The organism is Streptomyces sp. NBC_01233 (assembly GCF_035989305.1).
In the GTDB taxonomy this organism is placed as follows: domain Bacteria; phylum Actinomycetota; class Actinomycetes; order Streptomycetales; family Streptomycetaceae; genus Streptomyces.
The window spans coordinates 1,945,773-1,971,163 of the sequence record NZ_CP108514.1 but is presented as its reverse complement, the minus strand read 5'-3'; the positions used below and the strand labels follow the sequence as shown (position 1 = coordinate 1,971,163).

Here is a 25,391-nt window from a genome sequence, read left to right as displayed (position 1 = left end):
CCTCCGGAAGGGGGAGCGTTCGTTCGATGGGGGATTTTCCGGCGCGGTCCGTTGACGACTGTGCATCGTCCGGACGGGCACGGGTAGTAGTCATCGAATCACAGTGGGTCCGCCCAGTTCGCCAGGGTGTCGAAGTCCTCCCCGGTCAGGCCGATCTGCTCGTCGATGCGCAGCAGCAGTGCGTGCGCCGGGTGGTGCTGTTCGACGTACTCGTGGTCCATGGCGCCGATGTCGTCGTCGATCCAGGCGAAGGGACGCCCGCCCGCGTACTCCAGGACGTACTGGGTCTTCCAGAAGGTGCCGCGCGGTGCGCGGCCGTGCATCGACGGCCAGTCGATGAAGGGGAGCCGGGGCAGGCCGAGGTGGGGGCCTATCCAGTCGTTCGCCTCGTCCTTCCAGGTCGTGGCCCACACGAGTTCGTACGCGTCCGCCAGTGCGAGCAGTTCCTCCCCGTGGGCGGGATTCAGCCAGACCCGCAGCGGCTTCGCGCTCTCCGCCTCCCTCCAGCCCGTCGGCCTCATCCGGTGGGTGGTGTAGCCCTCGGGGCGGCGCTGGGCCTTGGCCGCGTAGGGGTTCAGCGGTCCGTCGACATCGATCAGCAGCAGTGGCTTCATCGGGTCAGATTCCCTTCCGGCTGCCCGTGAGGCAGCCCATTTTCCGCGAGAATGAGACAGTGATGTCTCATTTGGGGTATGCTTGTCTCATGGCCATGGACCGTGACCAGGTGCTCCGCGACGCCGCCGCCCTGCTCTCCCGCAAATCGACCGCCACGATGGACGAGGTCGCCCGCGCCGCAGGGATCGGGCGCGCGACCCTCCACCGGCACTTCGCCGGGCGCGACGCCCTCGTACGGGCCCTCGAAGAACTCGGCATCCGGGAGTTCGAGGTGGCGTTCGACAACGCCCGCCTCGACGAGGACACGGCCGTGGAGGCGCTCAGACGCCTCGTCGCACAGGCCGAGCCCAACGCCGAACTGCTGGCCTTCCTCGTCACCGAGAACCAGTTGTTCGAAGGCGACGAGATCCACGAGGGATGGGCCCGGCTCGACGCCCGCGTCACCGCCCTGTTCCGGCGCGGCCAGCAAGAGGGCGACATCCGGATCGACCTGAGCCCGGCCTGGCTCACCGAGGCCCTCTACGGCCTCATCGGCAGCTGCGCCTGGGCCGTCATGGACGGCCGGGTCGCAGCCAAGGACTTTCAGTACATGATCACCGAGCTGCTGCTCGGTGGCGTCAGACGGAGTGTGGAGAAATGAGCCGTACCGAACAGCTGAGCAGGCAGACGGGGACGGAGGAGAAGGGCAAGGGGCGCTGGCTCGCGCTCTCCGTGCTCGTCCTGGCCGTGCTGCTGGTCGCGGTGGACGCCACCGTACTCGGCCTCGCCACCCCCTCCCTCAGCGAGGACCTCAAGCCGTCCGGCACCCAACTGCTGTGGATAGGCGACATCTACTCCTTCGTCATCGCCGGACTCCTCGTGTCGATGGGCAGTCTCGGCGACCGCATCGGCCGCAAGAAGCTGCTCCTCGTCGGCGCCACCGCCTTCGGCGCCGTCTCGGTCCTCAACGCCTACGCGACCAGCCCCGAGATGATGATCGTCGCCCGGGCCCTGCTCGGCGTGGCGGGCGCCACCCTGATGCCGTCCACCCTCGCGCTGATCCGCAACATCTTCCACGACCCCAAGGAGCGCAGCCTCGCCATCGGCATCTGGGGCGCCACCGCCTCCGCCGGCGCGGCCGTCGGCCCGGTCGTCGGCGGAGCCCTGCTCCAGCACTTCTGGTGGGGCTCGGTCTTCCTCATCAACCTCCCCGTGATGATCGCCCTGGTCCTCGTCGGCATCAAGCTGCTTCCCGAGTCCAAGAACCCGGTCGCGGGCCCCTGGGACCTGGTCAGCGTCGGCCTCTCGCTCGTCGGCGTCATCGCTGTGGTCTACGCCGTCAAGGAAGTCGCCACCCACGGCCTCACCTGGGAGGTCGTGGCCACCGCGGGGCTCGGCGCGGGCGCCCTGTACGCCTTCGTCCGCCGCCAGTTCACCCTGCCGTCCCCGCTGCTCGACATGCGGCTCTTCAAGCACCGCGGCTTCTCCGGCGCGGTCCTCGCCGACCTGCTCACCGTCTTCGGCCTCTCCGGACTGGTCTTCTTCCTCTCGCAGTTCCTCCAGCTCGTTCAGGGACGCGGGCCGCTGGAGGCCGGCCTCGCGGAACTGCCCGCCGCCGTCGGCGCGGTGGTCACCGGCCTGATCGCGGGCAACTACGCCCGCAGGTACTCCGTACGGTCCGTCGTGGCCGGCGGCCTCGGCGCCATCGGCCTGGCCCTGGCCGTCCTGACCGTGATCCACAAGGAGACCGGCTACCCGCTGCTCGGCGTGGCCCTGCTCGTCGTCGGCCTCGGCGCCGGCTTCTCCTTCACCGTCACCGCCGACGTGATCCTCTCCAGCGTGCCCAAGGAGCAGGCCGGTTCGGCCTCCGCGGTCTCCGAGACCGCGTACGAACTCGGCGCCGCCCTCGGCATCGCCCTGCTCGGCTCCATCGTCACCGGTGTCTACCAGGGCTTCACCGCCCCGGCCGGCGCCGCCGGGCCGGTGGCCGACGCCGCGCACGAATCCCTGGGCGGCGCGGTCGAGGCCGCCAGGTCACTGGACCCGGCCACCGCCACGCAGATGGTGGGCGCCGCCCAGGACGCCTTCGTCGACGGCCTGCGCCTCGCCTCCGGCGTCGGTGCGGCCGTGCTGCTGGTCACCGCCGCGGCCGCCTGGTTCCTGCTGAAGGGCCAGCGGCTCCAGGACGGCACCGAGCACTGACGTCCCGCCGAAGGGGTGCTGTTCCGGCCGGAGTTGACAGTTCGTAGAACTGCGGGACACCATCCCGGCGATGGAGATCAACGATCTGACCCCGGCGGAACGCCGCGTCTGGGAGGCCTTCCCGCGCGGCGACGGGGTCGACTTCCGCGCCGCCCCCGAGGACAGCTCCGTCGACGGAGCCGACTGGGGCCTCGACCGCACCCTGCGCGCGGAGGTGCTGCGGGCCATCCTGCTGGGCGCCTGCCCCGTCGTGGAGGGCCGGGTCCCCGGCCTCAAGGTCAAGGGCGCGAAGATCGTGGGCAAGCTCGACCTGCGCTACGCCGTCATCGACCACCCCATCCGGCTGCGTGACTGCTGGTTCGAGCGCAAGCCCCTGATGTACGGGGCCCAGTTGCGCGCCCTGGTCCTCGGCTACTCCACGCTGCCCGGCCTGACCGCTTCCACGCTGCGCGTCGACGTGGTCCTGCGCCTGTCCAACTGCCGGATCGTCGGCCCCGTCCGGCTGCAGGGCTCCAAGATATCCGGGGGCCTCTTCCTCCAGGGGGCCGTGATCGGCCCCACGGCCGGCGAGGAGGCGGACGAGCCCCCGCTCCAGCTCAACCACGTCGAGGTCGACACCGACATCATCGCGAACGACCTGACCGTGCACGGCCAGCTCCGCCTCAACGGGGCCACCGTCGGCGGCCAGATCCAGCTCGACCGCGCCCGGCTGCTCGCCCCGGGCGGGATCGCCCTGCACGCCGAGAACCTGACTGTCGGCACCGACCTGCGCGCGCACCGGATACAGGCCCGCGGAATGCTCAACCTCACCGGCTCCCGGATACCCGGCCAGGCCAACCTCTCCCGTGCCGACCTCGCCAACCCGGACGGAACCGCCCTGCGCGCCTCCAGCTGCGCCATAGGCGAGCTGTGGCTGCGCCGCTGCGAAACGATCCGGGGCGATGTGAACCTACGCCGGTCCACCGTCGAGCTGCTCCACATCGACCCGGAGGCCTGGCCCGAGCGGATCGCCATCGACGGCCTGACCTACCGCACCCTCGCCCCGCACCTCCCCGCCGAGCAGCGGCTGCCCGCCCTGGAGCGGGAGGAGTCCGGCTACCTCACGTACGCCTACGAACAGCTCGCGGCGGCCTACCGTACGGCGGGCGACGAGGCGGCCGCCCGGACCGTCCAGCTCGCGAAGCTGCGCAGGCACCGTCACACCCTGCCCCGGGCCGCCCGGGCGTGGGGCCTGCTCCAGGACGCGACCGTCGGCTACGGCTTCCGGCCGCTGCGTGCGGCGGGCTGGCTGGTGGCCCTGCTGATGACCGGGTCGATCGCGTACGGGATCGACCCCCCGCGCGCCTTGAAGGCGGGGGAGGCGCCGGACTTCAACGCGGTCTTCTACACGATCGACCTGATGGTGCCGATCGTCAGTTTCGGCCAGGAGGCGGCCTTCGCGCCGGGCGGCTGGCACCAGTGGCTGTCGTACCTGCTGATCGTGACCGGCTGGATCCTCGCCACCACCACGGCGGCGGGCGTCAGCCGGTCACTCCAGCGTCAGTAGCGGGGCGGGCGGGGCTACGCGGCCTTCGCCTTGGTGGCGTACATGTCCACGTACTCCTGCCCCGAGAGCCGCATGACCTCGGCCATCACCGAGTCGGTGACGGCGCGCAGCACGTAGCGGTCGCGGTCCATGCCCTCGTAGCGGGAGAACTCCATCGGCTCGCCGAAGCGGACGGTGACGCGGCCGGGGCGTGGCATGCCGGCGCCGCCGGGCTGGAGCTTGTCGGTGCCGATCATCGCGAACGGGACCACGGGGGCGCCGGTCATCAGGGTCAGGCGGGCGATGCCGGTGCGGCCGCGGTAGAGCCGGCCGTCGGGGGAGCGGGTGCCCTCGGGGTAGATGCCGAAGATCTTGCCCTCTTCGAGGATCCGGCGGCCGGTCATCAGGGCCGCGACCCCGCCGTTGGCCCCGTCACGGTCCACGGGGATCATGCCGGCCCCGGTGAAGAACCAGGCCATGGCGCGCCCCTTGACGCCCTTGCCCGTCACGTACTCGTCCTTGCCGATGAAGTGGACCGTACGGTCGCAGACCAGCGGAAGGATCATGGAGTCGATGAAGGTGAGGTGGTTGCCCGCCAGGATCACCGGTCCGTCGCCGGGGATGTTCTCGACGCCCTCCACGCGGGTGCGGAACATCATGCGCATGACCGGTCCGACAGTGGCTTTGATGAGGCGCGTACGGAACAACGTGGGCCCTCCGGCATCGAAAAGCGGGTTCTCGCACTCACCACACGGCGGTGGTGCAGGTGAGGACGATACTCGCGGGTCAGGTCCGAGCGCACATCGGGTTCACGTGTCGGATACGCAGTGTTGACACACGTTTCCGCCAAGTTCCCCGGATGTGCCGTCGCCGCACCCCCCTCGGCCACCCCCGTTTGCCTACCATCGGCACGCCGATCAGGGCACGACGACGAGGAGTGGCACTCATGACACAGGGTGGGGCAGCGCGGCGCACGGTCCTGGGGGCGGCCGTCCTGGCGGCCGGGGGCGGCATCACCGGATTCGGGGCGGGATCCGCGTCCGCCGCGAGCGGCGGGCACGGCGACGGAGGCCACCGGGACCTCCCCTACCCGACGGTCATCGGGCACCGCGGAGCCAGCGGCTACCGGCCGGAGCACACGCTCGGCTCCTACCAGCTCGCCCTCGACCTGGGCGCCGACGTCATCGAGCAGGACCTGGTCCCGACCAAGGACGGGCACCTGGTGTGCCGCCACGAGAACGAGATCGGCGGTACCACGGACGTCGCCGACCACCCCGGGTTCGCCGCCCGGCGCACCACCAAGTCCGTCGACGGGGTCTCCGTCACCGGCTGGTTCACCGAGGACTTCACCCTCGCCGAGCTGAAGACCCTGCGCGCGAAGGAACGCATCCCCGCCGTCCGGCAGCGGAACACCCTCTACGACGGCCAGTGGGCGGTGCCCACCTTCGAGGAGGTGCTGCGCTGGGCCAACCGGGAGGGCCGCCGGCGCGACAGGCAGGTCTGGCTGCACGTGGAGACCAAGCACCCCAGCTACTTCCGGGCCCTGGGCCTCGGGCTGGAAGAGCCCCTCGCCAAGCTGCTGCGCCGCTACGGACGCGACCGCCACGACTCGGCGGTCTTCCTCCAGTCCTTCGAGCCCTCCAGCATCCAGCGGCTCTCCCGGCTGGTCTCCGCGCCCCGCGTGGTGCTGCTCTCCGCGGCGAACACGCGTCCCTGGGACTTCGAACAGGCCAAGGACCCGCGGACGGTCGCGGACCTGGTCAAGCCCGAGGGCCTGAAGTGGATCGCCGGCTTCGCCCAGGGCATCGGCCCGACCATGGACCTGATCCTCCCGCGCACGGCGGACGGCAGGCTCGGAGCCCCGACCACCCTGGTGAAGGACGCCCACGCGCACGGGCTGGTGCTGCACCCCTATACCGCGCGCAACGAGAACAGCTTCCTGCCGGCCGAGTACCGCAAGGGCACGGACCCTGCCGCCTACGGCGACGCCCTCGCCGCCTTCCGGACGTACTTCGAACAGGGCATCGACGGGATCTTCACCGACAACCCGGACACCGGACTGCTCGCGGCCGAGGCCTTCCGCCCGGGCCGACGCCCCGTCAACGGCTGAGCGCGCCTTCCCGAACGAGTGGGCCGGGCCCGGTGGGGAAACCGCCAGGCCCGGCCCACTCGTCCCGCCCGGCATGGACCTGCTGAAGGCTGACCTCTTTGAGAAGCTCGGCCCGCTGCTCTCCGCGGAGGCGGCCGCGGAGGCCGCGGGCACCGGAATGGACGCGGCCGACCTGGAACAAGCCGTCTGGGTCAGGCTGCTGGAGAGCGACCGGCGCGCCCCCGATCCCGCCGAGCCGGCGGAGCCGGCGCGCTGGCTGCGCCGGGCGGTACGCGCGGAGGCCCGCCTGGCCCGGCGCCGGGCCCGCCGGGAGGTCCCGTACGACGGCCCGCCGGTCGGCGACAGCGCGGGAGACGAGCCGGCCGTCGGACGCGAACCGGCCGCGGGGACCGAACCGGAAGACGCCCTTCTGCACGGTGAGGTGAACCGCGCACTCCGATCGGCGGTCGCCCGGTTGCCCGGACGCTGTCCCGAGCTGATGAAGGCATTTCTTTCGCCCAGAGACCTCACTTACCGTGAAATCGCAGGAGAGTTGGGTATCTCACAAGGAAGTTTGGGGCCCGTCCGTTCCCGTTGCCTGGGATGTCTGCGCAGAATGCTGGCTGCAGAGGTTGCGGCTCCTGGCCTTCGGGGAAAGGAGCGGTAGACCAACGGGCTACCAGGTGAGCTGGAGGCATGCGCACATGGGCATGAGCGTGACCATTTCGGCGGCGGCTGCCGAGGACGCTGAGCAGATCTTCAAACTGCAGTACCTGGCCTTCCAGCGCGAGGCCGAGCTGTACGGCAACTACCTCATCCAGCCGCTCACCCAGTCCCTGGACTCCCTCAAGGGAGAGCTGGCGGCGGACACGGTCCTGGTGGCCCGGCTCGGCGACGAGATCGTCGGCACCGTGCGCGGCAGCGTGGACGAGGACGGCACCGGCAAGATCGCCAAGCTGTGCGTCCACCCGCGCCTGCAGGGCCACGGACTCGGCGCGCGCCTGCTGCGCGCGGTCGAGGAGGCCCTCGCGAGCCCCGGCACCACCACTCGCTTCCGCCTGCACACCGGACACAAGAGCGAGTCCAACCTGCGCCTCTACCGCAAGGCCGGCTACGTCAAGGTCGGCGGCCGCACGGCCTCCGACGGGGTCCAGCTGGTGATCCTGGAGAAGGAGGCCAAGGACCCGACCGACTTCACGGTCAGCGCGTAGTCGGCAGGTCCGCAGTCGTCCTGTGCCCGGTCGCCCTGGGCCCGTTCGCTCAGCGCTTCGTGCGCAGCCAGAGCATCCCGGTGATCGGCAGGATCACCGGGATGAACAGGTACCCCATCCCGAAGGCCGACCACACGGTCGTGTCGGGGAAGGCGTCGGGGTTCACGAGGGTCCAGGTGCCCACCGCCAGCACACCGGCCAGCTCGGCGGCGCAGCAGACCAGCGCCGCCTTGCGGGCCGTCTCCCCGCCGCGCACCAGCGAGTACGTGATGAAGGCGTAGGCCAGCGCCGCCACGGCGGACAGCGAGTACGCGAGCGGCGCCTTGTCGAACTCGGTGGAGATCTGGAAGGCGGAGCGCGAGACCGCGCCCACCACCATCACCCCGTAGAGCCACACCAGCAGCAGCCCGGGCCCGGAGACCAGCCGCTTGCGCCCGGCGGGAGTGGCGGTCGTCGTCTCAGCGTCAGGCACCGGTGGTTCCCCAGATGTCGTGGAGCCGCACTTCGAGGACGGCGAGGACGACCGCGCCGGCGGCCACCGTCACCGATCCCCACCTGGTCCGCTCGGTCAGCGAGAGCATTCCGGCCGCCGGCACCGCGGCGAACGCGCCCACCAGGTACGCCACGAAGATCACCGTGCCCTCGTCGGGCTTCTCGCCCTGGCCCAGCTTGACCAGACCGATCACCAATTGGACCAGGACCAGCACGGTCACGACGGCCATGCCGATGAAGTGCCAGTCCTTGGTCGGCTGGTCGCGCCATGCGGCGTGGCCGCACCAGGCGGCGAGTGCGAGTGCGGCCACGCCTATGGCGACCGTCAGGGCGTCGAGCATGCAGCGAGGGTATTACGGGCCGGAAGACCCGATGCGCGCGCCCCTTCCGGCCGGCTTCGCGCTCCGGTGGCCGCGTGCGCTGCGGGGACCGTGGTCTTGACCACATAGGCCCTCCCGCCGGGCTCCGGGCTGGTGCCGCCGTACGGGCCCGTGAGTCGCGTCAGCGCAGGTCAGGGGCAGGAGCAAGGCAAGGGGCACGGGCGGATGTCGTCCGGTATGCGGGCAGAATGCGTCCGCTATCCGGACATTGTTGATCGGTCAGGGGAGGCGTCTGCTTTACTTGGGCCCATGACCACGACGAGCAGCCGCACCCTTGCGACCGAGGCGACGATGACGCCCGGTGCTCGTTGTATGTGTCGAATGTGCGCCTTCTGAGGGCCCCTTCCTGAGCCTCGCGCCCCGAAGCGAGACCAGCCGCGCCAGAGCGTCACCAGCTGATGAACGGCACGGCTCACTCCTGCCCCGCGCATGCGACCAAGCCATCGTTTTCTGACGGTTCGTCCCGTATCGCGTCCCCAGATGTTTGCCCCGTGCCCGGCACCCCGCTGCGCCGTGCACTCGACAGCGACGGAAATCCTGTGATCACCACATCGGGCCTCACGAAGGTCTACCAGTCCCGTGGCCGCGAGGTCACCGCCCTGGACGGCGTCGATCTCCACGTCCGTGAGGGCGAGGTGTACGGAGTCATCGGCCAGAGCGGCGCCGGCAAGTCCTCCCTGATCCGCTGCGTGAACCTGCTGGAGCGCCCCACCACCGGCACCGTGAGCGTCGACGGAGTCGACCTCACCGCGCTCGCCGGCCGCGGCCGCCGCGCCGGCAAGGAGCTCCGCGAGGCCCGCAGCCGCATCGGCATGGTCTTCCAGCACTTCAACCTGCTGTCCTCGCGCACCGTCCAGGGCAACGTCGAACTGCCGCTGGAGATCCTCGGCGTCTCCGGCCGCGAGCGCTCCCGCAAGGCGCTCGAACTCCTCGACCTGGTCGGCCTCGCCGACAAGGCCAAGGCCTACCCCACGCAGCTCTCCGGCGGCCAGAAGCAGCGCGTCGGCATCGCCCGCGCCCTGGCCGGCGACCCCAAGGTGCTGCTCTCCGACGAGGCCACCAGCGCCTTGGACCCCGAGACCACCCGCTCCATCCTCAAGCTGCTGCGCGACCTCAACCAGCAGCTCGGCCTCACCGTTCTGCTCATCACGCACGAGATGGACGTGGTCAAGACCGTCTGCGACTCGGCCGCCCTGATGAAGAACGGCCGGATCGTCGAGTCCGGCACCGTCGCCGAACTGCTCGCCACCCCCGGCTCCGAGCTGGCGGGCGAGCTCTTCCCGGTCACCGGCGCGGCCACCGGCCCCGACCGCACCGTCGTCGACGTCACCTTCCACGGCGAGGCCGCCGCCCAGCCGGTCATCTCGCAGCTCTCGCGCACGTACAACATCGACATCTCGATCCTCGGCGCCGCGATGGACACCGTCGCCGGCCGGCTGATCGGCCGCATGCGCATCGAACTGCCCGGCCGCTACGAGGACAACGTCGTGCCGGTGGGCTTCCTGCGTGAGCAGGGCCTCCAGGTCGACGTGATCGACGAGGCCGACGAGATCGACGACGAACTGGCCGCGCTGGTCAAGGATGGTGCGAAGTGACCTGGTCCGAAATGCAGCCCCTGCTCACCCAGGGCACCTACGACACCCTCTACATGGTGCTGTGGTCCACCCTGGTGACCGTGCTCGGCGGACTGCCCATCGGCATCCTGCTGGTGCTCACCGACAAGGGCGGCCTGCTGCAGAACCAGCCGCTCAACAAGGTCCTCGGCGTGATCGTGAACATAGGCCGCTCGCTGCCGTTCATCATCCTGCTGATCTTCCTGATCCCGGTCACCACCGCGGTCGTCGGCACCTTCATCGGCCCCACCGCCATGATCGTCCCGCTGGCCATCGGCGCCGTCCCCTTCTTCGCCCGGCTCGTCGAGACCGCCGTCCGCGAGGTGGACCACGGCCTGATCGAGGCCGTCGAGTCCATGGGCGGCGGCATCCCCACCCTCGTCGGCAAGGTGCTCCTGCCGCAGGCCCTGCCCTCGCTGGTCGCCGGTGTCACCACCACCGTCATCACCCTCGTCGGCTACTCCGCCATGGCCGGCGCCGTCGGCGGCGAAGGACTCGGCTCCAAGGCCATCACGTACGGCTTCCAGCGCTTCGAGACCGGCTTCATGGTCGCCACCGTCGCGGTCCTGATCGTCCTCGTCACGGTGGTCCAGCTGGCCGGCGACGGCGTGGTCCGCCTCCTGGCCCGCCGCGGCCGCACCGCCTGACCGGCCCACGGGCCGCCCCCGACCTTCCCACCCCACAGAGCCCGCACTTGTCGTGCTTGGGCCACCACCAGCAAGTCTTCGGTACTTGTTCAGCAAGAAAGGCACTCTTCGTGCGTAAGAACATCAAGCTCACCGCCCTCGCCGCCACGGCCACCGCGCTCGCCCTCGGCCTCACCGCCTGCGGCAGCTCCTCGGACCCGTCCTCCGGCAAGGCCGACGGCGGCAAGACCGACGAGAGCAAGCCGCTCGTCATCGCGGCCTCCCCGAGCCCGCACGCCGACATCCTGAACTTCGTCAAGGACAACCTCGCGGCGAAGGAGGGCCTCAAGCTCGACGTCAAGGAGTTCACGGACTACGTCCTGCCGAACACCGCCACCGAGCAGGGGCAGGTCGCCGGCAACTTCTTCCAGCACAAGCCGTACCTCGACGACTTCAACAAGAAGAACAACACGCACGTCGTGCCCGTCGTGAACGTGCACCTGGAGCCCCTCGGCCTCTACTCCAAGAAGGTCAAGGCGATAGCCGACATCAAGGCCGGCCAGACCATCGCCGTGCCCAACGACACCACCAACGAGGGCCGCGCGCTCCAGCTGCTCGCCGCGAACAACCTGATCACCCTCAAGGAGGGCGTCGGCACCAGCGCCAAGCTGTCCGACATCACCGACAAGAAGGGCCTGGAGTTCAAGGAGCTGGAGGCCGCCACGGTCCCGCGCGCCCTGAACGACGTGGACGCCGCCGTCATCAACGGCAACTACGCCATCGAGGCCAAGCTGTCGCCCGCCAAGGACGCCCTGATCCTGGAGAAGGCCGAGGGCAACCCCTACGCCAACTTCCTCGCGGTCAAGGAAGGCAACCAGAACGACCCGCGGATCCAGAAGCTCGCCAAGCTGCTGAACTCCGACGAGGTCAAGAAGTTCATCGAGGAGAAGTACCAGGGCTCGGTCATCCCGGCCTTCGGCACCCCGGCCTCCTGAGCCGGGGCCGGTCAGCCCCCGGGCCCGGCCCCGCAGTCAGGAATCTCGGCCCCGCACGCCCCTGACGGCGCGCGGGGCCGAGCTCTGCCCGCTTCCGGGCAACCCGGCCCTGCACATCCCCCGGTCGATGCTGCATGCTGTGGCCTACGACCCGTGGAGGCGGCCGCGTACGAACGGTCCCTCACCACGGTCGCATCGCACCACGGTCGCACCACGTTTCTCAGGCATGGAGCTGCGCATGACTACCACCTTCCCGGACGTCACCATCAGCACGGAACGGCTGGTGCTGCGCCCCTTCGAGGAAGAGGACGTCACCGCGCTCACCGAGATGATGAACGACGAGTACGTCACCGCCTGGACCACCGTGGCGCACCCCTACACCCACGCCGACGCGCACGGCTGGGCCACCCGCGACTCCCACACCGAACGCACCGAGGGCCGCGGCATCGTCTTCGCCGTCACCGAGTTCCTCACCCAGCGCCTCGTCGGCATCGTCCACCTCCGGAACACCAACTGGCGCACCCGCGCCACCGAGGTCGGCTACGTCACCGCCCCCTGGGCCCGCGGCGAGGGCTACGCCAGCGAATCCGTCCTGGCCGTCGCCCAATGGCTCTTCCGCGACCAGGGGTTCGAGCGCCTCGAACTGCGCACCGCCGCCGACAACACCGCCTCCCAGCAGGTCGCCCAGAAGATCGGCTGCATCAGCGAAGGCGTGCTGCGCAACGCGTGGATAGTGCGCACGCAGACGCCCGACGGAGCCTGGACCGACACCCGCACCGACCTCATCGTCTGGAGCCTCGTCCCCGAGGACCTCGACGAAGGCGACGGATACGATGGCTACGACTCCTACGACGGGTACGCGGGCAGCACCGCCTTCGGGCAGCGGGCCGACGCGCACGGCCGCGCCGTCGGCGCCGACTGGAACTGAACCGATGACCGGGTAGTCTCACCGTGCCCGCCCCCGACGAAGCTTCGCCCGCCCCCACACCAGGAGACTGACGACGATGGCCGACCGGGTCACGGTGATCGGCTGGGACGGTTCGCCCCTGACCGCGGCCGCCCGGTCCGCGCTCTCCGCCGCCACCCTCGTGGCCGGCGCCGCCCACCACCTCGCCCTCCCCGAGGTCCCGCCCACCGCCGAACGCATCCGCCTCGGCAGCCTCGGCCTCGCCGCCCGCCGCATCGCCGGCCACCGCGGCACCGCGGTGGTCTTCGCCGACGGGGACCCCGGCTTCTTCGGCGTCGTACGCACCCTGCGCGCCCCCGAGCACGGCCTGGAGGTCGAGGTGGTCCCGGCCGTCTCCTCCGTGGCCGCCGCCTTCGCCCGCGCCGGCATGCCCTGGGACGACGCCCAGGTCGTCGTCGCCCACCCCCGCACCCTGCGCCGCGCCGTCAACGTCTGCCGCGCCCACGCCAAGGTCGCCGTCCTCACCTCGCCCGGCGCCGGCCCCGCCGAACTGGCCCTGCTCCTCGACGGAGTCCACCGCACCTTCGTCGTCTGCGAGGAACTCGGCACGGACCGGGAGCAGGTGAGCGTCCTCACCTCCGACAAGGCCGCCGACCACAGCTGGCGCGACCCCAACGTCGTCATCGTCATCGGCGGCGCAGGACAGACCCCGGCCGCCGACCCGGGCTGGCTGCTCGGCCAGGGCGCCGCCCACTCCGGCGACCGGGGCTGGGCGCGCCCGCAGCCCGACGCGGGCGAAGGGGAGTCGGCGCAGCTGCGCGCGGCCCAGCTCGCCCGACTCGGCCCGCGCACCGGCGACCTCGTCTGGGACATCGGCGCCGGCTCCGGCGGCGTGGCCGTGGACGCCGCCGTCCTCGGCGCCGCCGTCATCGCGGTCGACGCCGACCCGCGCGCCTGCGAACGCGTAACTGCCGCCGCCCGCAAGCGCGGAGTGCAGCTCCAGGTCGTCGCCGGGCGGGCACCGCACGTACTGGAGAACCTGCCCGAGCCCGACGTCGTCCGCGTCGGCGGCGGCGGGGCCGAGGTCGTCGCGGCCGTCGCCGACCGCCGCCCCGAACGGATCGTCAGCCACGCCTCCACCCGCGACGAGGCGGAGGCCATCGGCCGCACCCTCACCGAACACGGTTACGCCGTCGAGTGCGCCCTGCTCCAGTCCGTCGCCCTGGACCCCCGCACCTGGGCCGAACAGGACCGTTCCGTGGTGTTCCTCCTGTCGGCAGAACGTCCTGTGACCCGCTGAGACGAGGGCCGGGGTAGGCTGGCCGATCGTCGTACTGCCCCGGCGTTCCGGGCATCGCGACACCGCCGGAACGCGCGACGTGGCGCAGTCCACAGAGGACCGTGGCGGTTATGGCCGCCACGATGGCTAACGGGCGCGACAATGCTTACTGGTTGTCGTGCAGGCGTATGTGGGACGGAGTCGTCGCACGCCGGCCCCGCACGGCAACTCCGCTTGGAGGCCTCGTGGGCGACCGGGCGACCGACGAGGCAGAACCGATGGGCGAGGGGTAAGCATGACTGACACCGGCCAGGTACCGGGCGAGGGTCTCCCGGACAGTGCGGGCATGGTGGATCAGCAGGGCATCCCCGCTCCGGTCCAGATCCCGGCACCGATTCCCGGCGGCTACGCCTTCCAGGACCTCATGGACAACCCGGCCGAGCCGGAGGACGAGGAACTGCTGCTGATGCCGAGCGGCCAGGGCGCGTGGAGCGACCCCCAGGTCGTCCCGCCGGCCCCCGTCTTCCCCGTGGACCCCCAGCTCCCCGAGCCGCAGCTGTTCACCGACGCGTCCTTCGGCGCCGAGCCCGCGTACCCCGGGGCCCCGGTGGCGTACACCGAGCCGGCCGCGTACCCCGAGTTCCCCCAGCCCTCCTTCCCCGACACCGGCTACAGCGCGGGCGCGCACGAGGCGGGCGGCCGTGACTCCGGCGCGCTCGACCTCGGCGGGCTCGTCGTACCCCAGCCCGCCGCCCCGGCCGCTCCCGCGGCCCCCGTCCGGCGCCCGCTGCACATGGGCCCGCCCGTGCCCGAGGCCACCGGCGGAGTCGTACGCTCCCTCGCCGACCGCGGCCCGGCCGCGCCCCCCGCTCAGGCCGCTCCGGTGGGCGCCGTGCCGAGCACCCCGGTGGTGCCCGCGCCGCTCCGCCAGGAGGGGCCCCCGACCACGGGCCCGGAATACCTGGACGTCCCGCGCGCCGAGGCCGTCGCGGCCCCCGTCCCGCAGCCGGGCGGGATCCCGCCGCAGGCCGGTGGGCCGTGGGCGGCGGAGCCGGTCGCCGCGCCGGAGCCGGTCGCCGCGCCGGAGGCCGAGCCCGCGCAGCCGCCCGTGGAGCCGGAGCCGCTCGCGGTACCCGCAGAAACGGTGGCTCAGCCCGAGCAGCCGGGACAGCCCGAGCAGCCGGGACAGCCCGTGCAGCCCGAGCAGCAGCCCGTGGTCGCCGAGGCGCCCGCGGCAGTCGAGGCCCCCGAGCCGCAGCCGATCGAGGTCGGGCCCGTGCCCGTGGCCGCGGTCGAGGCCGTCGTGGCCGAGCCCGTCCAGCCGGAGCCGGCCCCGGCGCAGCCCGAGCCGGCCGTCCCGGTCGAGGCCGTTGCAGTCGAGCCCGTGCAGCCCGAGCCCGTCGAGCCCGTCGCCGTCGCGCCGGAGCCGGCCGAGGTCGCGCCGGAGCCGGTCGTGCCGGTCGAGGCCGTCGTGGCCGAGCCGGTCCAGCCGGAGCCGGCCCCGGCGCAGCCCGAGCCGGTCGCCCATGAGGAGCCCGTCGCGCCGGAGCTGATCGAGGTCGCGCCGGAGCCGGTCGTCCCGGTCGAGGCCGTCGTGGCCGAGCCGGTCCAGCCGGAGCCCGCCGCGGCGCAGCCCGAGCCGGTCGCTGCGGCCGAGGCCGAGCCCGAGGCGCTGGCCCCGGCCGAGCCCGCCGCAGGCGAGCAGGCAGGCGAGCACGCCGGCGACCCGGCCCCCGCCTACGCCGACGCCGAGCGCGAGGCCGTCCTGCGCGTCATGCGCGAGCGCCGCGACATCCGCAAGGGCTTCCGTACCGACCCGATCCCGCACGAGGTGCTGCTCCGCGTCCTGGAGGCGGCCCACACCGCCCCCAGCGTCGGCCACTCCCAGCCCTGGGACTTCGTCGTCATCCGCTCGGCCGAGACCCGCCGGACGATGCACGAGCTCGCCCAGCGCCAGCGCGAGGCCTACGCGAAGTCGCTGCCCAAGGGCAGGGCCAAGCAGTTCAAGGAACTCAAGATCGAGGCCATCCTCGACACCCCGGTGAACATCGTCGTCACCGCCGACCCCACCCGCGGCGGCCGCCACACCCTCGGCCGGCACACCCAGCCGCAGATGGCCCCGTACTCCTCGGCCCTCGCCGTCGAGAACCTCTGGCTCGCCGCCCGCGCCGAGGGCCTCGGCGTCGGCTGGGTCAGCTTCTTCGACGAGCGCGAGATGGTCCGCGAGCTCGGCCTGCCGGAGCACCTGGAGGTCGTCGCCTACCTGTGCGTCGGCTACGTCGACGAGTTCCCCGAGGAGCCCGAGCTCGCGCAGGCCGGCTGGTCCCAGCGCCGCCCGCTGTCCTGGGTCGTCCACGAGGAGACGTACGGGCGCCGCGCGCTGCCCGGCGAGGAGCCGCACGACCTGCTCTCGGAGACGGTCGCCAGCATCCGCCCGCTCGACGCGAAGGCGCTCGGCGAGGCCTGGGAGCGCCAGAAGCGCATGACCAAGCCCGCCGGGGCCCTGGGCATGCTGGAGATCATCTCGGCGCAGCTCGCGGGCCTCTCCCGGGTCTGCCCGCCGCCGATCCCGGAGCCGGCAGCGGTTGCGATCTTCGCGGGTGACCACGGGGTCCACGCCCAGGGAGTCACCCCGTGGCCCCAGGAGGTCACGACCCAGATGGTCGCCAACTTCCTCGGCGGCGGCGCGGTCTGCAACGCGTTCGCGAACCAGGTGGGCGCGGAGGTCTGCGTCATCGACGTCGGCGTCGCGGGCGACCTCCCGTCCACGCCGGGCCTGCTCCCGCGCAAGGTCCGCCCCGGTACGGCCGACCTCTCCACCGGCCCGGCGATGACCCGTGAGGAAGCGATCGCGGCGATCGAGGTGGGCATCGAGACGGCCCGCGACCTCGTCGCGGCCGGCAACAAGGCGCTGCTGACCGGCGAGATGGGCATCGCGAACACCACGGTCTCCGCCGCCCTGATCTCGGTCTTCACGGGCGTCGACCCGGCGGAGGTCACCGGCCGCGGCACCGGCATCAACGACGAGACGCACGCCCGCAAGGTCGAGGTCGTACGCCGGGCCCTGGAACTCCACCAGCCCGACCCGGCGGACCCGATCGGCGTCCTGGCCGCCATCGGCGGCCTGGAGCACGCGGCGATCGTGGGCCTCCTCCTGGGCGGAGCATCCCTGCGCACGCCGGTCATCCTGGACGGCGTCAGCGCCGGCGCGGCCGCCCTGGTGGCCCGCGCCATCGCCCCCGAATCCCTGTCGGCGTGCATCGCGGGTCACCGCAGCGCGGAGCCGGGCCACGTGGCGGCCCTGAACAAGCTCGGCCTGCGCCCCCTGGTCGACCTGGACCTCCGCCTCGGCGAAGGCACGGGCGCCCTGCTGGCCCTCCCGCTGGTCCAGAGCGCGGCCCGCGCGATGCACGAGGTGGCCACCTTCGACTCGGCGGGCGTCACGGAAAAGTAGCCCCGGGCCGGGGGGTCCCCCCAGACGCCGTCCGGGGGGACCCCCACGCCTCAATCGCCGGCGGGCCGGGGAATCCAGCCGTTCTCGGCAGGCGGCCCCAGCCCGCTCCAGCCTCGCCGGCGTTTGAGGCGCGGGGTCTGGGGCGGAGCCCCAGGAGCCCCGCGCAGCGGGCCCGGCCCGCCCCGCGCCACCGCCGGGCCGTATCGTGGACCCGCACAGGAAAGCCGCACGTCAGCACCGCGCCACACGACACCGCACACGCACCCCGCCGCTCCAAAGCCGCAGCGGCAAGACAGAGCGACCGCCGCATCAGGAGCCGCACCGCCATGGCCGAACACCCCGCGTACCCCGTCGGTCTCCGACTCGCCGGCCGCCGCGTCGTCGTCATCGGCGGCGGCCAGGTCGCCCAGCGCCGCCTCCCCGCGCTCATCGCGTCCGGCGCCGACGTCCTGCTCGTCTCGCCCTCCGCCACCCCCTCCGTGGACGCCATGGCCGAGACCGGCGAGATCCGCTGGGAGCGCCGCCGCTACGAGGACGGCGACCTGGCCGGTGCCTGGTACGCCCTCATCGCCACCCGGGACCGCGAGGCCAACGACCGTGCCTCCGCCGAGGCCGAGCGCGAGCGGGTCTGGTGCGTCCGGGCCGACGACGCCGAGGCCGCCACCGCCTGGACCCCGGCCACCGGCCGCGTGGAGGGCGTGACCGTCGCCGTGCTGAGCGGCAACGACCCGCGCCGTTCCGCCGCCGTCCGGGACGCGGTCGTCGAGGGGCTGCGCGACGGCACCCTCACGGCCGCCCGCACCCGCACCCCCGGCGTCTCCCTCGTCGGCGGCGGGCCCGGCGACCCGGACCTCATCACCGTGCGCGGCCGCCGCCTCCTCGCCGAGGCCGACGTCGTCATCGCCGACCGCCTCGGCCCCCGTGACCTGCTCGACGAGCTTCCGCCGCACGTCGAGGTCATCGACGCCGCGAAGATCCCGTACGGCCGTTTCATGGCCCAGGAGGCCATCAACAACGCGCTGATCGAGCACGCCAAGGCCGGCAAGGCCGTGGTGCGGCTCAAGGGCGGGGACCCGTACGTCTTCGGCCGCGGCATGGAGGAGCTCCAGGCGCTCGCGGAGGCGGGGATCCCGTGCACCGTCGTGCCCGGCATCTCCAGCTCCATCTCGGTGCCCGGCGCCGTCGGCATCCCGGTCACCCACCGCGGTGTGGCCCACGAGTTCACCGTGGTCAGCGGGCACGTCGGGCCCGACGACGCGCGCTCCCTCGTGGACTGGGCCGCCCTCGCCAAGCTCACCGGCACCCTGGTGATCCTGATGGGCGTCGACAAGATCGGTCTGATCGCCGAGGCGCTCGTACGGCACGGGCGCGCGGCCGACACCCCGGTCGCGGTCGTCCAGGAGGGCACCACCGCCACCCAGCGCCGGGTGGACGCCACCCTCGCCACGGTCGGCGAGCGGGTCCGGGCCGAGGAGGTCCGCCCGCCGGCCGTCATCGTCATCGGCGAGGTCGTCCGCGTCAACGCCCCCAGCACCAGCGCCTGACAGGCCGTTGGCACCGCACCCAGGACAAGGCAGTATCACCCTGTGGCTGATCTCATCACCGTCGAGGACCCCGACGACCCGCGCCTGCGCGACTACACGGGCCTGACCGACGTCGAACTGCGGCGCCGGCGCGAGCCCGCCGAAGGCCTCTTCATCGCCGAGGGCGAGAAGGTCATCAGACGCGCGAAGGACGCCGGGTACGAGATGCGCTCGATGCTGCTCTCCGCCAAGTGGGTCGACGTCATGCGCGACGTCATCGACGAACTCCCGGCCCCGGTCTACGCCGTCAGCCCCGAGCTCGCCGAACGCGTCACCGGCTACCACGTGCACCGCGGCGCCCTCGCCTCCATGCAGCGCAAGCCGCTGCCCACGGCCGAGGAACTCCTCGCCACGACCCGCCGCGTGGTCGTCATGGAAGCGGTCAACGACCACACCAACATCGGGGCCATCTTCCGCAGCGCCGCCGCCCTCGGCATGGACGCGGTGCTGCTGTCGCCCGACTGTGCGGACCCGCTCTACCGCCGCTCGGTCAAGGTCTCGATGGGCGCGGTGTTCTCCGTCCCCTACGCCCGCCTGGAGGCCTGGCCCAAGAGCCTGGACTCGGTGCGGGAGGCGGGCTTCAAACTGCTCGCCCTCACCCCGCACGAGAAGGCCTCGCCGATCGACGTGGCCGCCCCGCAGTCCCTGGAGCGGGTCGCGCTGATGCTCGGCGCCGAGGGGGACGGCCTGTCCACGCCGGCGTTGGTCGCCGCCGACGAGTGGGTAAGGATCCCGATGGCGCACGGCGTGGATTCGCTGAACGTGGGCGCGGCGGCCGCCGTCGCGTTCTACGCGGTGGCCCAGGGCCGCTAGACCGTCTCCTGCGATCCCGCCCGGGCACGCGGGTCCGGCGGGATCCGCAAGACGCGCCCTAGAGCTTCTGTGCCGCGGCGATGCCCAGCGCCACGATCAGGGTCACCAGGACGAACACGATCAGCCGCTGCCGCATCAGCCGCGGGTCCGGCCGTGAGGGGCGCCGTCCGGTCCCCGTCGTCCTGGGCGCCGGGCGGCCGCCCGTACGGCCGGCGGTCGGCCGGGAGGACGGACCGCCGGGGTTGCGCGGATTGCGGGAGGACGAGGGCCGCGAGTGCGGCCCGCCCGGGGCCTGGGGCGTGGTGGAGCCGCCCGTACGACGCTCCGTGCGCTGCTCCGCGTAGTCCTCGGGGAGCCGTCCCGTCGGCCGCTCGGTGCGGGCCCGCTGCGCCGGCGGGCGGGACTCCGAGAGTCCCTGCGCCTCGCGGGCCGCGATCTCCTTGAGCCGCATCGACAGCTGGAGCGTGCTGGGCCGCTCCTCGGGATCCTTGGCCAGGCAGGCCCGTACGAGCGGTGCCAGCGCGTCCGGGACCCCCTGCAGGTGCGGCTCCTCGTGCACCACGCGGTAGAGCATGACCTCGGAACTGCCGTGCCCGAAGGGCGAGTCGGCGGTCGCCGCGTAGGCGAGGGTGGCGCCGAGGGCGAAGACGTCCGTGGCGGGGGTGACGGCCGCGCCGCGCACCTGCTCGGGCGCGAGGAAGCCGGGGGAGCCGACGGCCGTACCCACGTGGGTGAGCGTGCTGGCCCCGGTGGCCCAGGCGATCCCGAAGTCGATGATCCGCGGGCCCTTGGGGGAGAGCAGGATGTTCGAGGGCTTGAGGTCCCGGTGGACGACCCCCGCCTCGTGTACGGCGACCAGGCCCTCGGAGAGCGCGGCGCCGACGGCGGCGATCTGCGCGGCCGTCAGGGGGCCCTCCTCGGCCACCTTGTCGTGCAGTGAGGGTCCGGGCACGTACTGGGTGGCGAACCACGGCTGCTCGGCCTCCAGGTCCGCCGCCACCAGCCGTGCGGTGCATCCGCCCCGGATCCGCCGGGCGGCGGACACCTCGCGCGCGAACCGCGAGCGGAACTCCTGGTCCTCGGCCAGGTCCGGCCGGATGACCTTGAGCGCGACGCGCTGCCCGCGCCGGTCCGATCCCAGGTAGACCACGCCCATGCCGCCGGCGCCGAGCCGCCGGTGCAGTCTGAACGAGCCGACGACACGCGGGTCCTCGCGCCGGAGCCGCATCATCGCCATGTCCACCCCGCTGACCGGTCGTCCTGTTGACCTGCCACAGCTTACGGACCATCCGGCATGCGTGCTCAGAGGCCGCGCCCTCGCCGTGGGATTCGATTGTCAGTGCGACACAGCACACTTGAGGGAGCCTCAGGGATTCCGGACGGCAGCGCGAGGCGAATGCTCCACACGCCCAAGCGGCCTTCGGCGTAAGGGGATTGAGGCCTCGGAGCGGGTCCGGGACCTCCCCGGTGCACGCGTACGCCGCCCACGCGCGAGTGGATCTTGCCGAGGGGCGGCGGGCGGACACGCATCAACAGGGAGTGACGCAAGTGAGAGAAGTCACTACCCTCCGGTCATCCCCTCCGGGAAGACCCCGATACCGGGGGAGCGGCCTCCACCCAGGGGAGTACGCGGAGGAGGCCCCGTCATCCTCCTGGAGGCCCGGCAATGGGTACGAAGGCATGAGGCCAGGGGCCGTCCGCCCGCCTAGTGTTGAAGACAAGCGGCGGGTGGCGCACTCGTCCCCCGAGGTCACAAGCCCGCCGCTGCCAAACGACAGGGAGAGGGCCATGGCGGACATCGCGCGGCAGGGACGCAAGGCATTCGCGTTCAACGGCCACGAGTCCGGCACCCGCCACCCACTGGTGGCCGCGGCCATGGTGCTCCCCCTGGCCGCCCTGCTGCTCTTCCTCTTCGGAGGCTTCGACCAGCTGGTGGCACAGGCGTCGTCCGTGGGTCTGATGCCGGGGCGCTGAGCGGCGCCCCGGGCCCGGGAGAGCGGTCCGGGCCGGGACATCGGCTGTCGAACCCCGTGGGGACGGGGGAGCGACGGACGGACGGCAGGTGAAGGGTGCTGCCCGTACGACTGGGGAGTCGGACGGGCAGCACCCTTTTTCATGCCCGCGCGGGAACGTGAAGGGGGAACGCGAAAGCCCCGGCCGAAGAGACGGCCGGGGCTTTCGTTCGGTGCGCGATACTGGGATTGAACCAGTGACCTCTTCCGTGTCAGGGAAGCGCTCTCCCGCTGAGCTAATCGCGCGGGAACCACGGCTCGGAAGCCGCAGGTCAGGCAAGTGATGCCAGGTGCTGCGTGCGCGATACTGGGATTGAACCAGTGACCTCTTCCGTGTCAGGGAAGCGCTCTCCCGCTGAGCTAATCGCGCGGGGATCCTTGCGGATCAGTGGACGATACTGGGATTGAACCAGTGACCTCTTCCGTGTCAGGGAAGCGCTCTCCCGCTGAGCTAATCGTCCTTGGAGGTGGAGACGGGATTTGAACCCGTGTAGACGGCTTTGCAGGCCGTTGCCTCGCCTCTCGGCCACTCCACCATGGAGCTGCAGGGGTTCTCGGGAAGATCCCCCACTTCGAGCGGACGACGAGACTCGAACTCGCGACATCCACCTTGGCAAGGTGGTGCTCTACCAACTGAGCTACGTCCGCAGGTCACCGTGCTCACTCCGGGGTTTTCCCCCTTCGCTCCCTGGCGACGAGTTGAACTCTAGCGGATTCCCGGGCCAGCTCAAAAACGCGTTTCCGCAGCGTGCTGCCACCCGATCACCACAGGTCACCTCTTCGTCACCCCACCGGCGCCGCGTCGTCACCGGTCATAGACTCGCAGCCGTGCACGACCTGCCCCCCATGGCCCGCTTCGGCGGCCTCCTCGCGACCGACCTCCGGGACGTCACCAGTGATCCCGCCGCCCTCGACTCCACCGGCTTCTGGGCGGTGGCCGCCGACTTCGAAGGGCGGCTGGTCTGCGCGCGCTTCGGTGACGTGCGCCCCGACCCGGTGCCCGCGCCGGTCCCCGGCGCCTGGCGCGGGCCGGACGCCGACCAGTGGACCTCCTCGCTCGACCGGGCCGCGTACGTCGCCGGCGTGCGCCGCATCCGTGAGCACATCGCCGCAGGCGAGGTCTACCAGGCCAATCTCTGCCGGGTGATGTCCGCGCCGCTGCCGCACCCGGACCGCGCCGACGTCGACGCGCTCACGGCGCTCCTCGCCCGCGGCAACCCCGCACCCTATGCAGGAACGATTCGGCTGGCCGCCCGCGGCGTGGAGATCGCCACCGCCTCCCCGGAGCTCTTCCTGCGCCGGACCGGCCGCCACATCGAGTCCGGCCCCATCAAGGGCACCGGCCGCACCGTCGCCGACCTGCTCCCCAAGGACCACGCCGAGAACGTGATGATCGTGGACCTCGTACGCAACGACCTCGGCCGGGTCTGCGCGACGGGCTCCGTCACCGTGCCCGAACTGTGCGCCGTCGAGGAGCACCCGGGCCTGGTCCACCTCGTCTCCACCGTCAGCGGCGAGCTGGCCGACGGCGCCGGCTGGCCCGAGCTGCTCGCCGCCACCTTCCCGCCCGGCTCCGTCACCGGTGCCCCCAAGTCCTCCGCCCTGCGGATCATCGAGGCGCTGGAGACCGCCCCGCGCGGTCCCTACTGCGGAGGCATCGGCTGGGTCGACGCCGACCGGGGCACCGCCGAGCTCGCCGTCGGCATCCGAACCTTCTGGATCGACCGCGAGACCCCGGGCGGCCCCAGCCTGCTCTTCGGCACCGGCGCCGGCATCACCTGGGGCTCGGACCCCGACCGCGAGTGGGCGGAGACCGAGCTGAAGGCCGCCCGCCTGCTGCGGGTGGCGTCGGGCCTCGAAACCACCGGTGGCCAGGGCAGCAACGGGACGATCGGAAGGACCGCACCATGAAGATCTGGCTCGACGGAGTGCTGAAGGACGTCGGCAGCGCGCACGTGTCCGTCCTCGACCACGGGCTGACCGTGGGAGACGGCGTCTTCGAGACGCTGAAGGCGGAGCGCGGCCGGGCCTTCGCGCTCACCCGCCACCTGGAGCGGCTGACCCGCTCCGCCCGGGGACTCGGCCTGCCCGACCCCGACCTCGACGAGGTGCGCCGGGCCTGCTCCGCCGTACTGGAGGCCAACCCGATGGAGCACGGGAGGCTGCGCGTCACCTACACCGGCGGAGTCGCCCCGCTCGGCTCCGACCGCGGGGACGCCGGCACCACCCTGATCGCCGCCGTCGCGCCGAACGTCCGCCACGCGGACACCACCGCCGTCGTCACCGTCCCCTGGGTGCGAAACGAGCGCTCCGCCGTCGCCGGCCTGAAGACCACCTCGTACGCCGAGAACGTGGTCGCGCTCGCCGCCGCGCACCGGGCCGGGGCCTCCGAGGCGCTCCTCGCCAACACCGTCGGCCGGCTCTGCGAGGGCACCGGCTCCAACGTCTTCGTCGTCCTCGACGGGGAACTGCACACCCCGCCACTGAGCTCCGGCTGCCTGGCGGGCATCACCCGGGCCCTCATCGTCGACTGGGCCGGCGCCAAGGAGACCGACCTGCCCTTCGAGGAGCTGGAGCGCGCCGAGGAGGTCTTCGTGACCTCCTCCCTGCGCGACGCCCAGGCGGTCGTCCGGATCGACGACCGCGAGCTGGGCACGGGCCCCGGGCCCGTCACGGCCGAGGTGATGCGGATCTTCGAGGTGAAGGCCGCTTCGGACATCGATCCGTGAACCCTGGTGACGCGGGGCCGCCGGGCAGGTAGAACTCGAAGTGATGACCACCACCCTGCGGCCCGCACAGCCGCTCCAGCAGAACAGTGACGGAACCCGCTCGCGGACCTACGAGGTGCGGGTCAACAGCCGGCACGTCGGCGCCCTCGAACTGGCCACCCGGTCCGCCGCAGAGCCCCGGATCGGTGTGATCCGCGACCTGTGGATCGACGAACAGGACCGCCGGCGCGGGCGCGGCACGGTCGCCGCGCTCGCCGCCGAGGAGGTGCTGCGCTCCTGGCGCTGCACCGGCGTCGCCGTGTCGGTGCCCGCCGGCGCCGGGCCGGCGCTGCGGATGGCCACGGCCCTCGGCTACCGGGAGACCGGCCGGGTCATGGTCAAGGAGCTGCCGGCCGAACCGCCCGCGCTCCCGGCGGGCAGCACGGGCCGCCCCATGACCCAGGCCGAGTTCGAGGCCTGGCTGGAGGTGGCGACCGTGGAGTACGCCCCCCGCCTCGTCGCCCCGGGCATGACCGCGGAGCAGGGCGTGGCCGCGTCCCGCGCCGAGCACGCCCGGATGCTGCCGGCCGGGCGGGAGACCCCCGGCACGGCCTTCCACGTGGTGGAGAGCCCGCAGGGCGCGATCCTGGGCAGCGTGTGGGTGGGGGAGCGCGAACTGCCCGGCCTCGGCTCCGTCCCGTACGTGTACGACGTCCGGGTCGAGCCCGGACACCGCGGCCAGGGGCACGGCCGGACCCTCATGCTGCTGGCCGAACACAGCGCACTGGCCGCCGGCGCCCGCCGCCTGGGGCTGTACGTGGTCGAGGGCAACACCCCGGCCCGGCGGCTCTACGAGTCGCTCGGGTACCGGGACACCACGGTGAACGCCGTCAAGGAACTGATCTAGG

General features: G+C 72.3%; 23 protein-coding genes and 5 tRNA genes. 18 read left to right on the top strand and 10 right to left on the bottom strand.

Annotation, left to right across the window (positions count from 1 at the left end; all coding sequences use genetic code 11):
* Positions 1-98: 98 nt before the first annotated feature.
* Positions 99-614, bottom strand: a complete 516-nt coding sequence (locus OG332_RS09055; protein WP_327412962.1) for an HAD domain-containing protein — start codon at positions 612-614, stop codon at positions 99-101.
* Between the two features lie 89 nt (positions 615-703).
* Between OG332_RS09055 and OG332_RS09050 the strand changes: the two genes are divergently transcribed.
* The 3 genes from OG332_RS09050 (at position 704) to OG332_RS09040 (ending at position 4,342) form a co-directional block, all read left to right on the top strand.
* On the top strand, positions 704-1,255 hold the full coding sequence (locus tag OG332_RS09050; protein ID WP_327412961.1) for a TetR/AcrR family transcriptional regulator: 552 nt from the start codon (positions 704-706) through the stop codon (positions 1,253-1,255).
* Positions 1,252-2,796, top strand: a complete 1,545-nt coding sequence (locus OG332_RS09045; protein ID WP_327412960.1) for an MFS transporter — start codon at positions 1,252-1,254, stop codon at positions 2,794-2,796. The genes OG332_RS09050 and OG332_RS09045 overlap by 4 nt, the downstream gene beginning before the upstream one ends.
* 70 nt (positions 2,797-2,866) lie before the next feature.
* Positions 2,867-4,342 (top strand): membrane-associated oxidoreductase, encoded by a 1,476-nt coding sequence (locus OG332_RS09040; RefSeq protein ID WP_327412959.1) that lies wholly within the window; start codon positions 2,867-2,869, stop codon positions 4,340-4,342.
* A gap of 14 nt (positions 4,343-4,356) precedes the next feature.
* Here the strand turns inward: OG332_RS09040 and OG332_RS09035 are convergent, their stop codons facing one another.
* Positions 4,357-4,986 carry a lysophospholipid acyltransferase family protein gene (locus OG332_RS09035; RefSeq protein WP_327412958.1) on the bottom strand — a complete coding sequence of 210 codons (630 nt, stop codon included), beginning with the start codon at positions 4,984-4,986 and terminating at the stop codon, positions 4,357-4,359.
* A gap of 281 nt (positions 4,987-5,267) precedes the next feature.
* Here OG332_RS09035 and OG332_RS09030 point away from each other — a divergent pair, with 281 nt between their 5' ends.
* From OG332_RS09030 to OG332_RS09020, 3 genes are all read left to right on the top strand, one after another.
* Complete coding sequence (locus OG332_RS09030; protein WP_327412957.1) at positions 5,268-6,431, top strand: glycerophosphodiester phosphodiesterase; 1,164 nt, start codon at positions 5,268-5,270, stop codon at positions 6,429-6,431.
* Between the two features lie 73 nt (positions 6,432-6,504).
* The gene (locus OG332_RS09025; protein ID WP_327412956.1) at positions 6,505-7,077 is read left to right on the top strand and encodes an RNA polymerase sigma factor; all 573 of its coding nucleotides are present in this window, start codon (positions 6,505-6,507) and stop codon (positions 7,075-7,077) included.
* A 37-nt stretch (positions 7,078-7,114) separates the two neighbouring features.
* Complete coding sequence (locus OG332_RS09020; RefSeq protein ID WP_319723282.1) at positions 7,115-7,621, top strand: GNAT family N-acetyltransferase; 507 nt, start codon at positions 7,115-7,117, stop codon at positions 7,619-7,621.
* 49 nt (positions 7,622-7,670) lie between these two features.
* Here OG332_RS09020 and OG332_RS09015 read toward each other — a convergent pair whose 3' ends face one another.
* Positions 7,671-8,093, bottom strand: a complete 423-nt coding sequence (locus tag OG332_RS09015) for a hypothetical protein (protein WP_327412955.1) — start codon at positions 8,091-8,093, stop codon at positions 7,671-7,673.
* The gene (locus OG332_RS09010) at positions 8,086-8,454 is read right to left on the bottom strand and encodes a hypothetical protein (protein WP_327412954.1); all 369 of its coding nucleotides are present in this window, start codon (positions 8,452-8,454) and stop codon (positions 8,086-8,088) included. The genes OG332_RS09015 and OG332_RS09010 overlap by 8 nt, the downstream gene beginning before the upstream one ends.
* A 578-nt stretch (positions 8,455-9,032) precedes the next feature.
* Between OG332_RS09010 and OG332_RS09005 the strand changes: the two genes are divergently transcribed.
* The 8 genes from OG332_RS09005 (at position 9,033) to OG332_RS08970 (ending at position 19,763) form a co-directional block, all read left to right on the top strand.
* Positions 9,033-10,088 carry a methionine ABC transporter ATP-binding protein gene (locus tag OG332_RS09005; RefSeq protein ID WP_327419149.1) on the top strand — a complete coding sequence of 352 codons (1,056 nt, stop codon included), beginning with the start codon at positions 9,033-9,035 and terminating at the stop codon, positions 10,086-10,088.
* A complete protein-coding gene (locus tag OG332_RS09000) occupies positions 10,085-10,753 on the top strand; it encodes a methionine ABC transporter permease (RefSeq protein ID WP_327412953.1) in 669 nt (222 codons plus the stop codon). The genes OG332_RS09005 and OG332_RS09000 overlap by 4 nt, the downstream gene beginning before the upstream one ends.
* Positions 10,754-10,863: 110 nt before the next feature.
* Positions 10,864-11,727, top strand: a complete 864-nt coding sequence (locus OG332_RS08995; protein WP_327412952.1) for a MetQ/NlpA family ABC transporter substrate-binding protein — start codon at positions 10,864-10,866, stop codon at positions 11,725-11,727.
* 238 nt (positions 11,728-11,965) lie between these two features.
* Positions 11,966-12,655 (top strand): GNAT family N-acetyltransferase, encoded by a 690-nt coding sequence (locus tag OG332_RS08990; RefSeq protein ID WP_327412951.1) that lies wholly within the window; start codon positions 11,966-11,968, stop codon positions 12,653-12,655.
* 76 nt (positions 12,656-12,731) lie between these two features.
* On the top strand, positions 12,732-13,934 hold the full coding sequence (gene cbiE, locus OG332_RS08985) for a precorrin-6y C5,15-methyltransferase (decarboxylating) subunit CbiE (protein WP_327412950.1): 1,203 nt from the start codon (positions 12,732-12,734) through the stop codon (positions 13,932-13,934).
* A gap of 274 nt (positions 13,935-14,208) precedes the next feature.
* Positions 14,209-17,367: a nicotinate-nucleotide--dimethylbenzimidazole phosphoribosyltransferase gene (gene cobT / locus OG332_RS08980; protein WP_327412949.1), complete on the top strand. Its 3,159-nt coding sequence runs from the start codon at positions 14,209-14,211 to the stop codon at positions 17,365-17,367.
* 326 nt (positions 17,368-17,693) lie between these two features.
* Positions 17,694-18,911, top strand: coding sequence for a uroporphyrinogen-III C-methyltransferase (cobA, locus tag OG332_RS08975; protein ID WP_327412948.1), 1,218 nt, complete (start codon positions 17,694-17,696; stop codon positions 18,909-18,911).
* A 42-nt stretch (positions 18,912-18,953) separates the two neighbouring features.
* On the top strand, positions 18,954-19,763 hold the full coding sequence (locus OG332_RS08970) for a TrmH family RNA methyltransferase (protein WP_319730158.1): 810 nt from the start codon (positions 18,954-18,956) through the stop codon (positions 19,761-19,763).
* A gap of 58 nt (positions 19,764-19,821) precedes the next feature.
* Here the strand turns inward: OG332_RS08970 and OG332_RS08965 are convergent, their stop codons facing one another.
* Entirely contained in the window at positions 19,822-21,000 is a 1,179-nt protein-coding gene (locus tag OG332_RS08965) for a serine/threonine-protein kinase (protein ID WP_327412947.1), read from the bottom strand.
* A 551-nt stretch (positions 21,001-21,551) separates the two neighbouring features.
* Between OG332_RS08965 and OG332_RS08960 the strand changes: the two genes are divergently transcribed.
* On the top strand, positions 21,552-21,737 hold the full coding sequence (locus OG332_RS08960) for a hypothetical protein (RefSeq protein ID WP_327412946.1): 186 nt from the start codon (positions 21,552-21,554) through the stop codon (positions 21,735-21,737).
* A 212-nt stretch (positions 21,738-21,949) separates the two neighbouring features.
* On the opposite strand, the gene OG332_RS08955 is transcribed toward OG332_RS08960, so the two are convergent.
* The 5 genes from OG332_RS08955 to OG332_RS08935 form a co-directional block, all read right to left on the bottom strand.
* A tRNA-Val gene (locus OG332_RS08955) sits at positions 21,950-22,021 on the bottom strand.
* A gap of 52 nt (positions 22,022-22,073) precedes the next feature.
* Positions 22,074-22,145 (bottom strand) — tRNA-Val (locus OG332_RS08950).
* A gap of 19 nt (positions 22,146-22,164) precedes the next feature.
* Positions 22,165-22,236: transfer RNA gene (locus tag OG332_RS08945), tRNA-Val, on the bottom strand.
* 1 nt (position 22,237) lies between these two features.
* Positions 22,238-22,311: transfer RNA gene (locus OG332_RS08940), tRNA-Cys, on the bottom strand.
* A 39-nt stretch (positions 22,312-22,350) separates the two neighbouring features.
* A tRNA-Gly gene (locus OG332_RS08935) sits at positions 22,351-22,423 on the bottom strand.
* 180 nt (positions 22,424-22,603) lie between these two features.
* Between OG332_RS08935 and OG332_RS08930 the strand changes: the two genes are divergently transcribed.
* The 3 genes from OG332_RS08930 to OG332_RS08920 are packed head-to-tail and all read left to right on the top strand — an operon-like array spanning position 22,604 to position 25,390.
* Positions 22,604-23,686, top strand: coding sequence for a chorismate-binding protein (locus tag OG332_RS08930; protein WP_327412945.1), 1,083 nt, complete (start codon positions 22,604-22,606; stop codon positions 23,684-23,686).
* On the top strand, positions 23,683-24,504 hold the full coding sequence (locus OG332_RS08925) for an aminotransferase class IV (RefSeq protein ID WP_327412944.1): 822 nt from the start codon (positions 23,683-23,685) through the stop codon (positions 24,502-24,504). Before OG332_RS08930 ends, OG332_RS08925 begins: the two co-directional genes overlap by 4 nt.
* A gap of 43 nt (positions 24,505-24,547) precedes the next feature.
* Positions 24,548-25,390, top strand: a complete 843-nt coding sequence (locus OG332_RS08920; RefSeq protein WP_327412943.1) for a GNAT family N-acetyltransferase — start codon at positions 24,548-24,550, stop codon at positions 25,388-25,390.
* Position 25,391: the final 1 nt, after the last annotated feature.

Excerpts from the sequence above, each read along its gene's own strand:
- OG332_RS08990 (WP_327412951.1), top strand. The coding sequence starts at position 11,966 with ATGACTACCACCTTCCCGGACGTCACCATCAGCACGGAACGGCTGGTG.
- OG332_RS08960 (WP_327412946.1), top strand. The coding sequence starts at position 21,552 with ATGGCGGACATCGCGCGGCAGGGACGCAAGGCATTCGCGTTCAACGGC.
- OG332_RS09035 (WP_327412958.1), bottom strand. The coding sequence starts at position 4,986 with ATGCGCATGATGTTCCGCACCCGCGTGGAGGGCGTCGAGAACATCCCC.
- cbiE (WP_327412950.1), top strand. The coding sequence starts at position 12,732 with ATGGCCGACCGGGTCACGGTGATCGGCTGGGACGGTTCGCCCCTGACC.
- OG332_RS08920 (WP_327412943.1), top strand. The coding sequence starts at position 24,548 with ATGACCACCACCCTGCGGCCCGCACAGCCGCTCCAGCAGAACAGTGAC.
- OG332_RS09040 (WP_327412959.1), top strand. The coding sequence starts at position 2,867 with ATGGAGATCAACGATCTGACCCCGGCGGAACGCCGCGTCTGGGAGGCC.
- cobA (WP_327412948.1), top strand. The coding sequence starts at position 17,694 with ATGGCCGAACACCCCGCGTACCCCGTCGGTCTCCGACTCGCCGGCCGC.
- OG332_RS09030 (WP_327412957.1), top strand. The coding sequence starts at position 5,268 with ATGACACAGGGTGGGGCAGCGCGGCGCACGGTCCTGGGGGCGGCCGTC.
- OG332_RS08965 (WP_327412947.1), bottom strand. The coding sequence starts at position 21,000 with ATGGCGATGATGCGGCTCCGGCGCGAGGACCCGCGTGTCGTCGGCTCG.
- OG332_RS09020 (WP_319723282.1), top strand. The coding sequence starts at position 7,115 with ATGGGCATGAGCGTGACCATTTCGGCGGCGGCTGCCGAGGACGCTGAG.
- OG332_RS09025 (WP_327412956.1), top strand. The coding sequence starts at position 6,505 with ATGGACCTGCTGAAGGCTGACCTCTTTGAGAAGCTCGGCCCGCTGCTC.
- OG332_RS08925 (WP_327412944.1), top strand. The coding sequence starts at position 23,683 with ATGAAGATCTGGCTCGACGGAGTGCTGAAGGACGTCGGCAGCGCGCAC.
- cobT (WP_327412949.1), top strand. The coding sequence starts at position 14,209 with ATGACTGACACCGGCCAGGTACCGGGCGAGGGTCTCCCGGACAGTGCG.
- OG332_RS09055 (WP_327412962.1), bottom strand. The coding sequence starts at position 614 with ATGAAGCCACTGCTGCTGATCGATGTCGACGGACCGCTGAACCCCTAC.
- OG332_RS09050 (WP_327412961.1), top strand. The coding sequence starts at position 704 with ATGGCCATGGACCGTGACCAGGTGCTCCGCGACGCCGCCGCCCTGCTC.
- OG332_RS09010 (WP_327412954.1), bottom strand. The coding sequence starts at position 8,454 with ATGCTCGACGCCCTGACGGTCGCCATAGGCGTGGCCGCACTCGCACTC.
- OG332_RS09045 (WP_327412960.1), top strand. The coding sequence starts at position 1,252 with ATGAGCCGTACCGAACAGCTGAGCAGGCAGACGGGGACGGAGGAGAAG.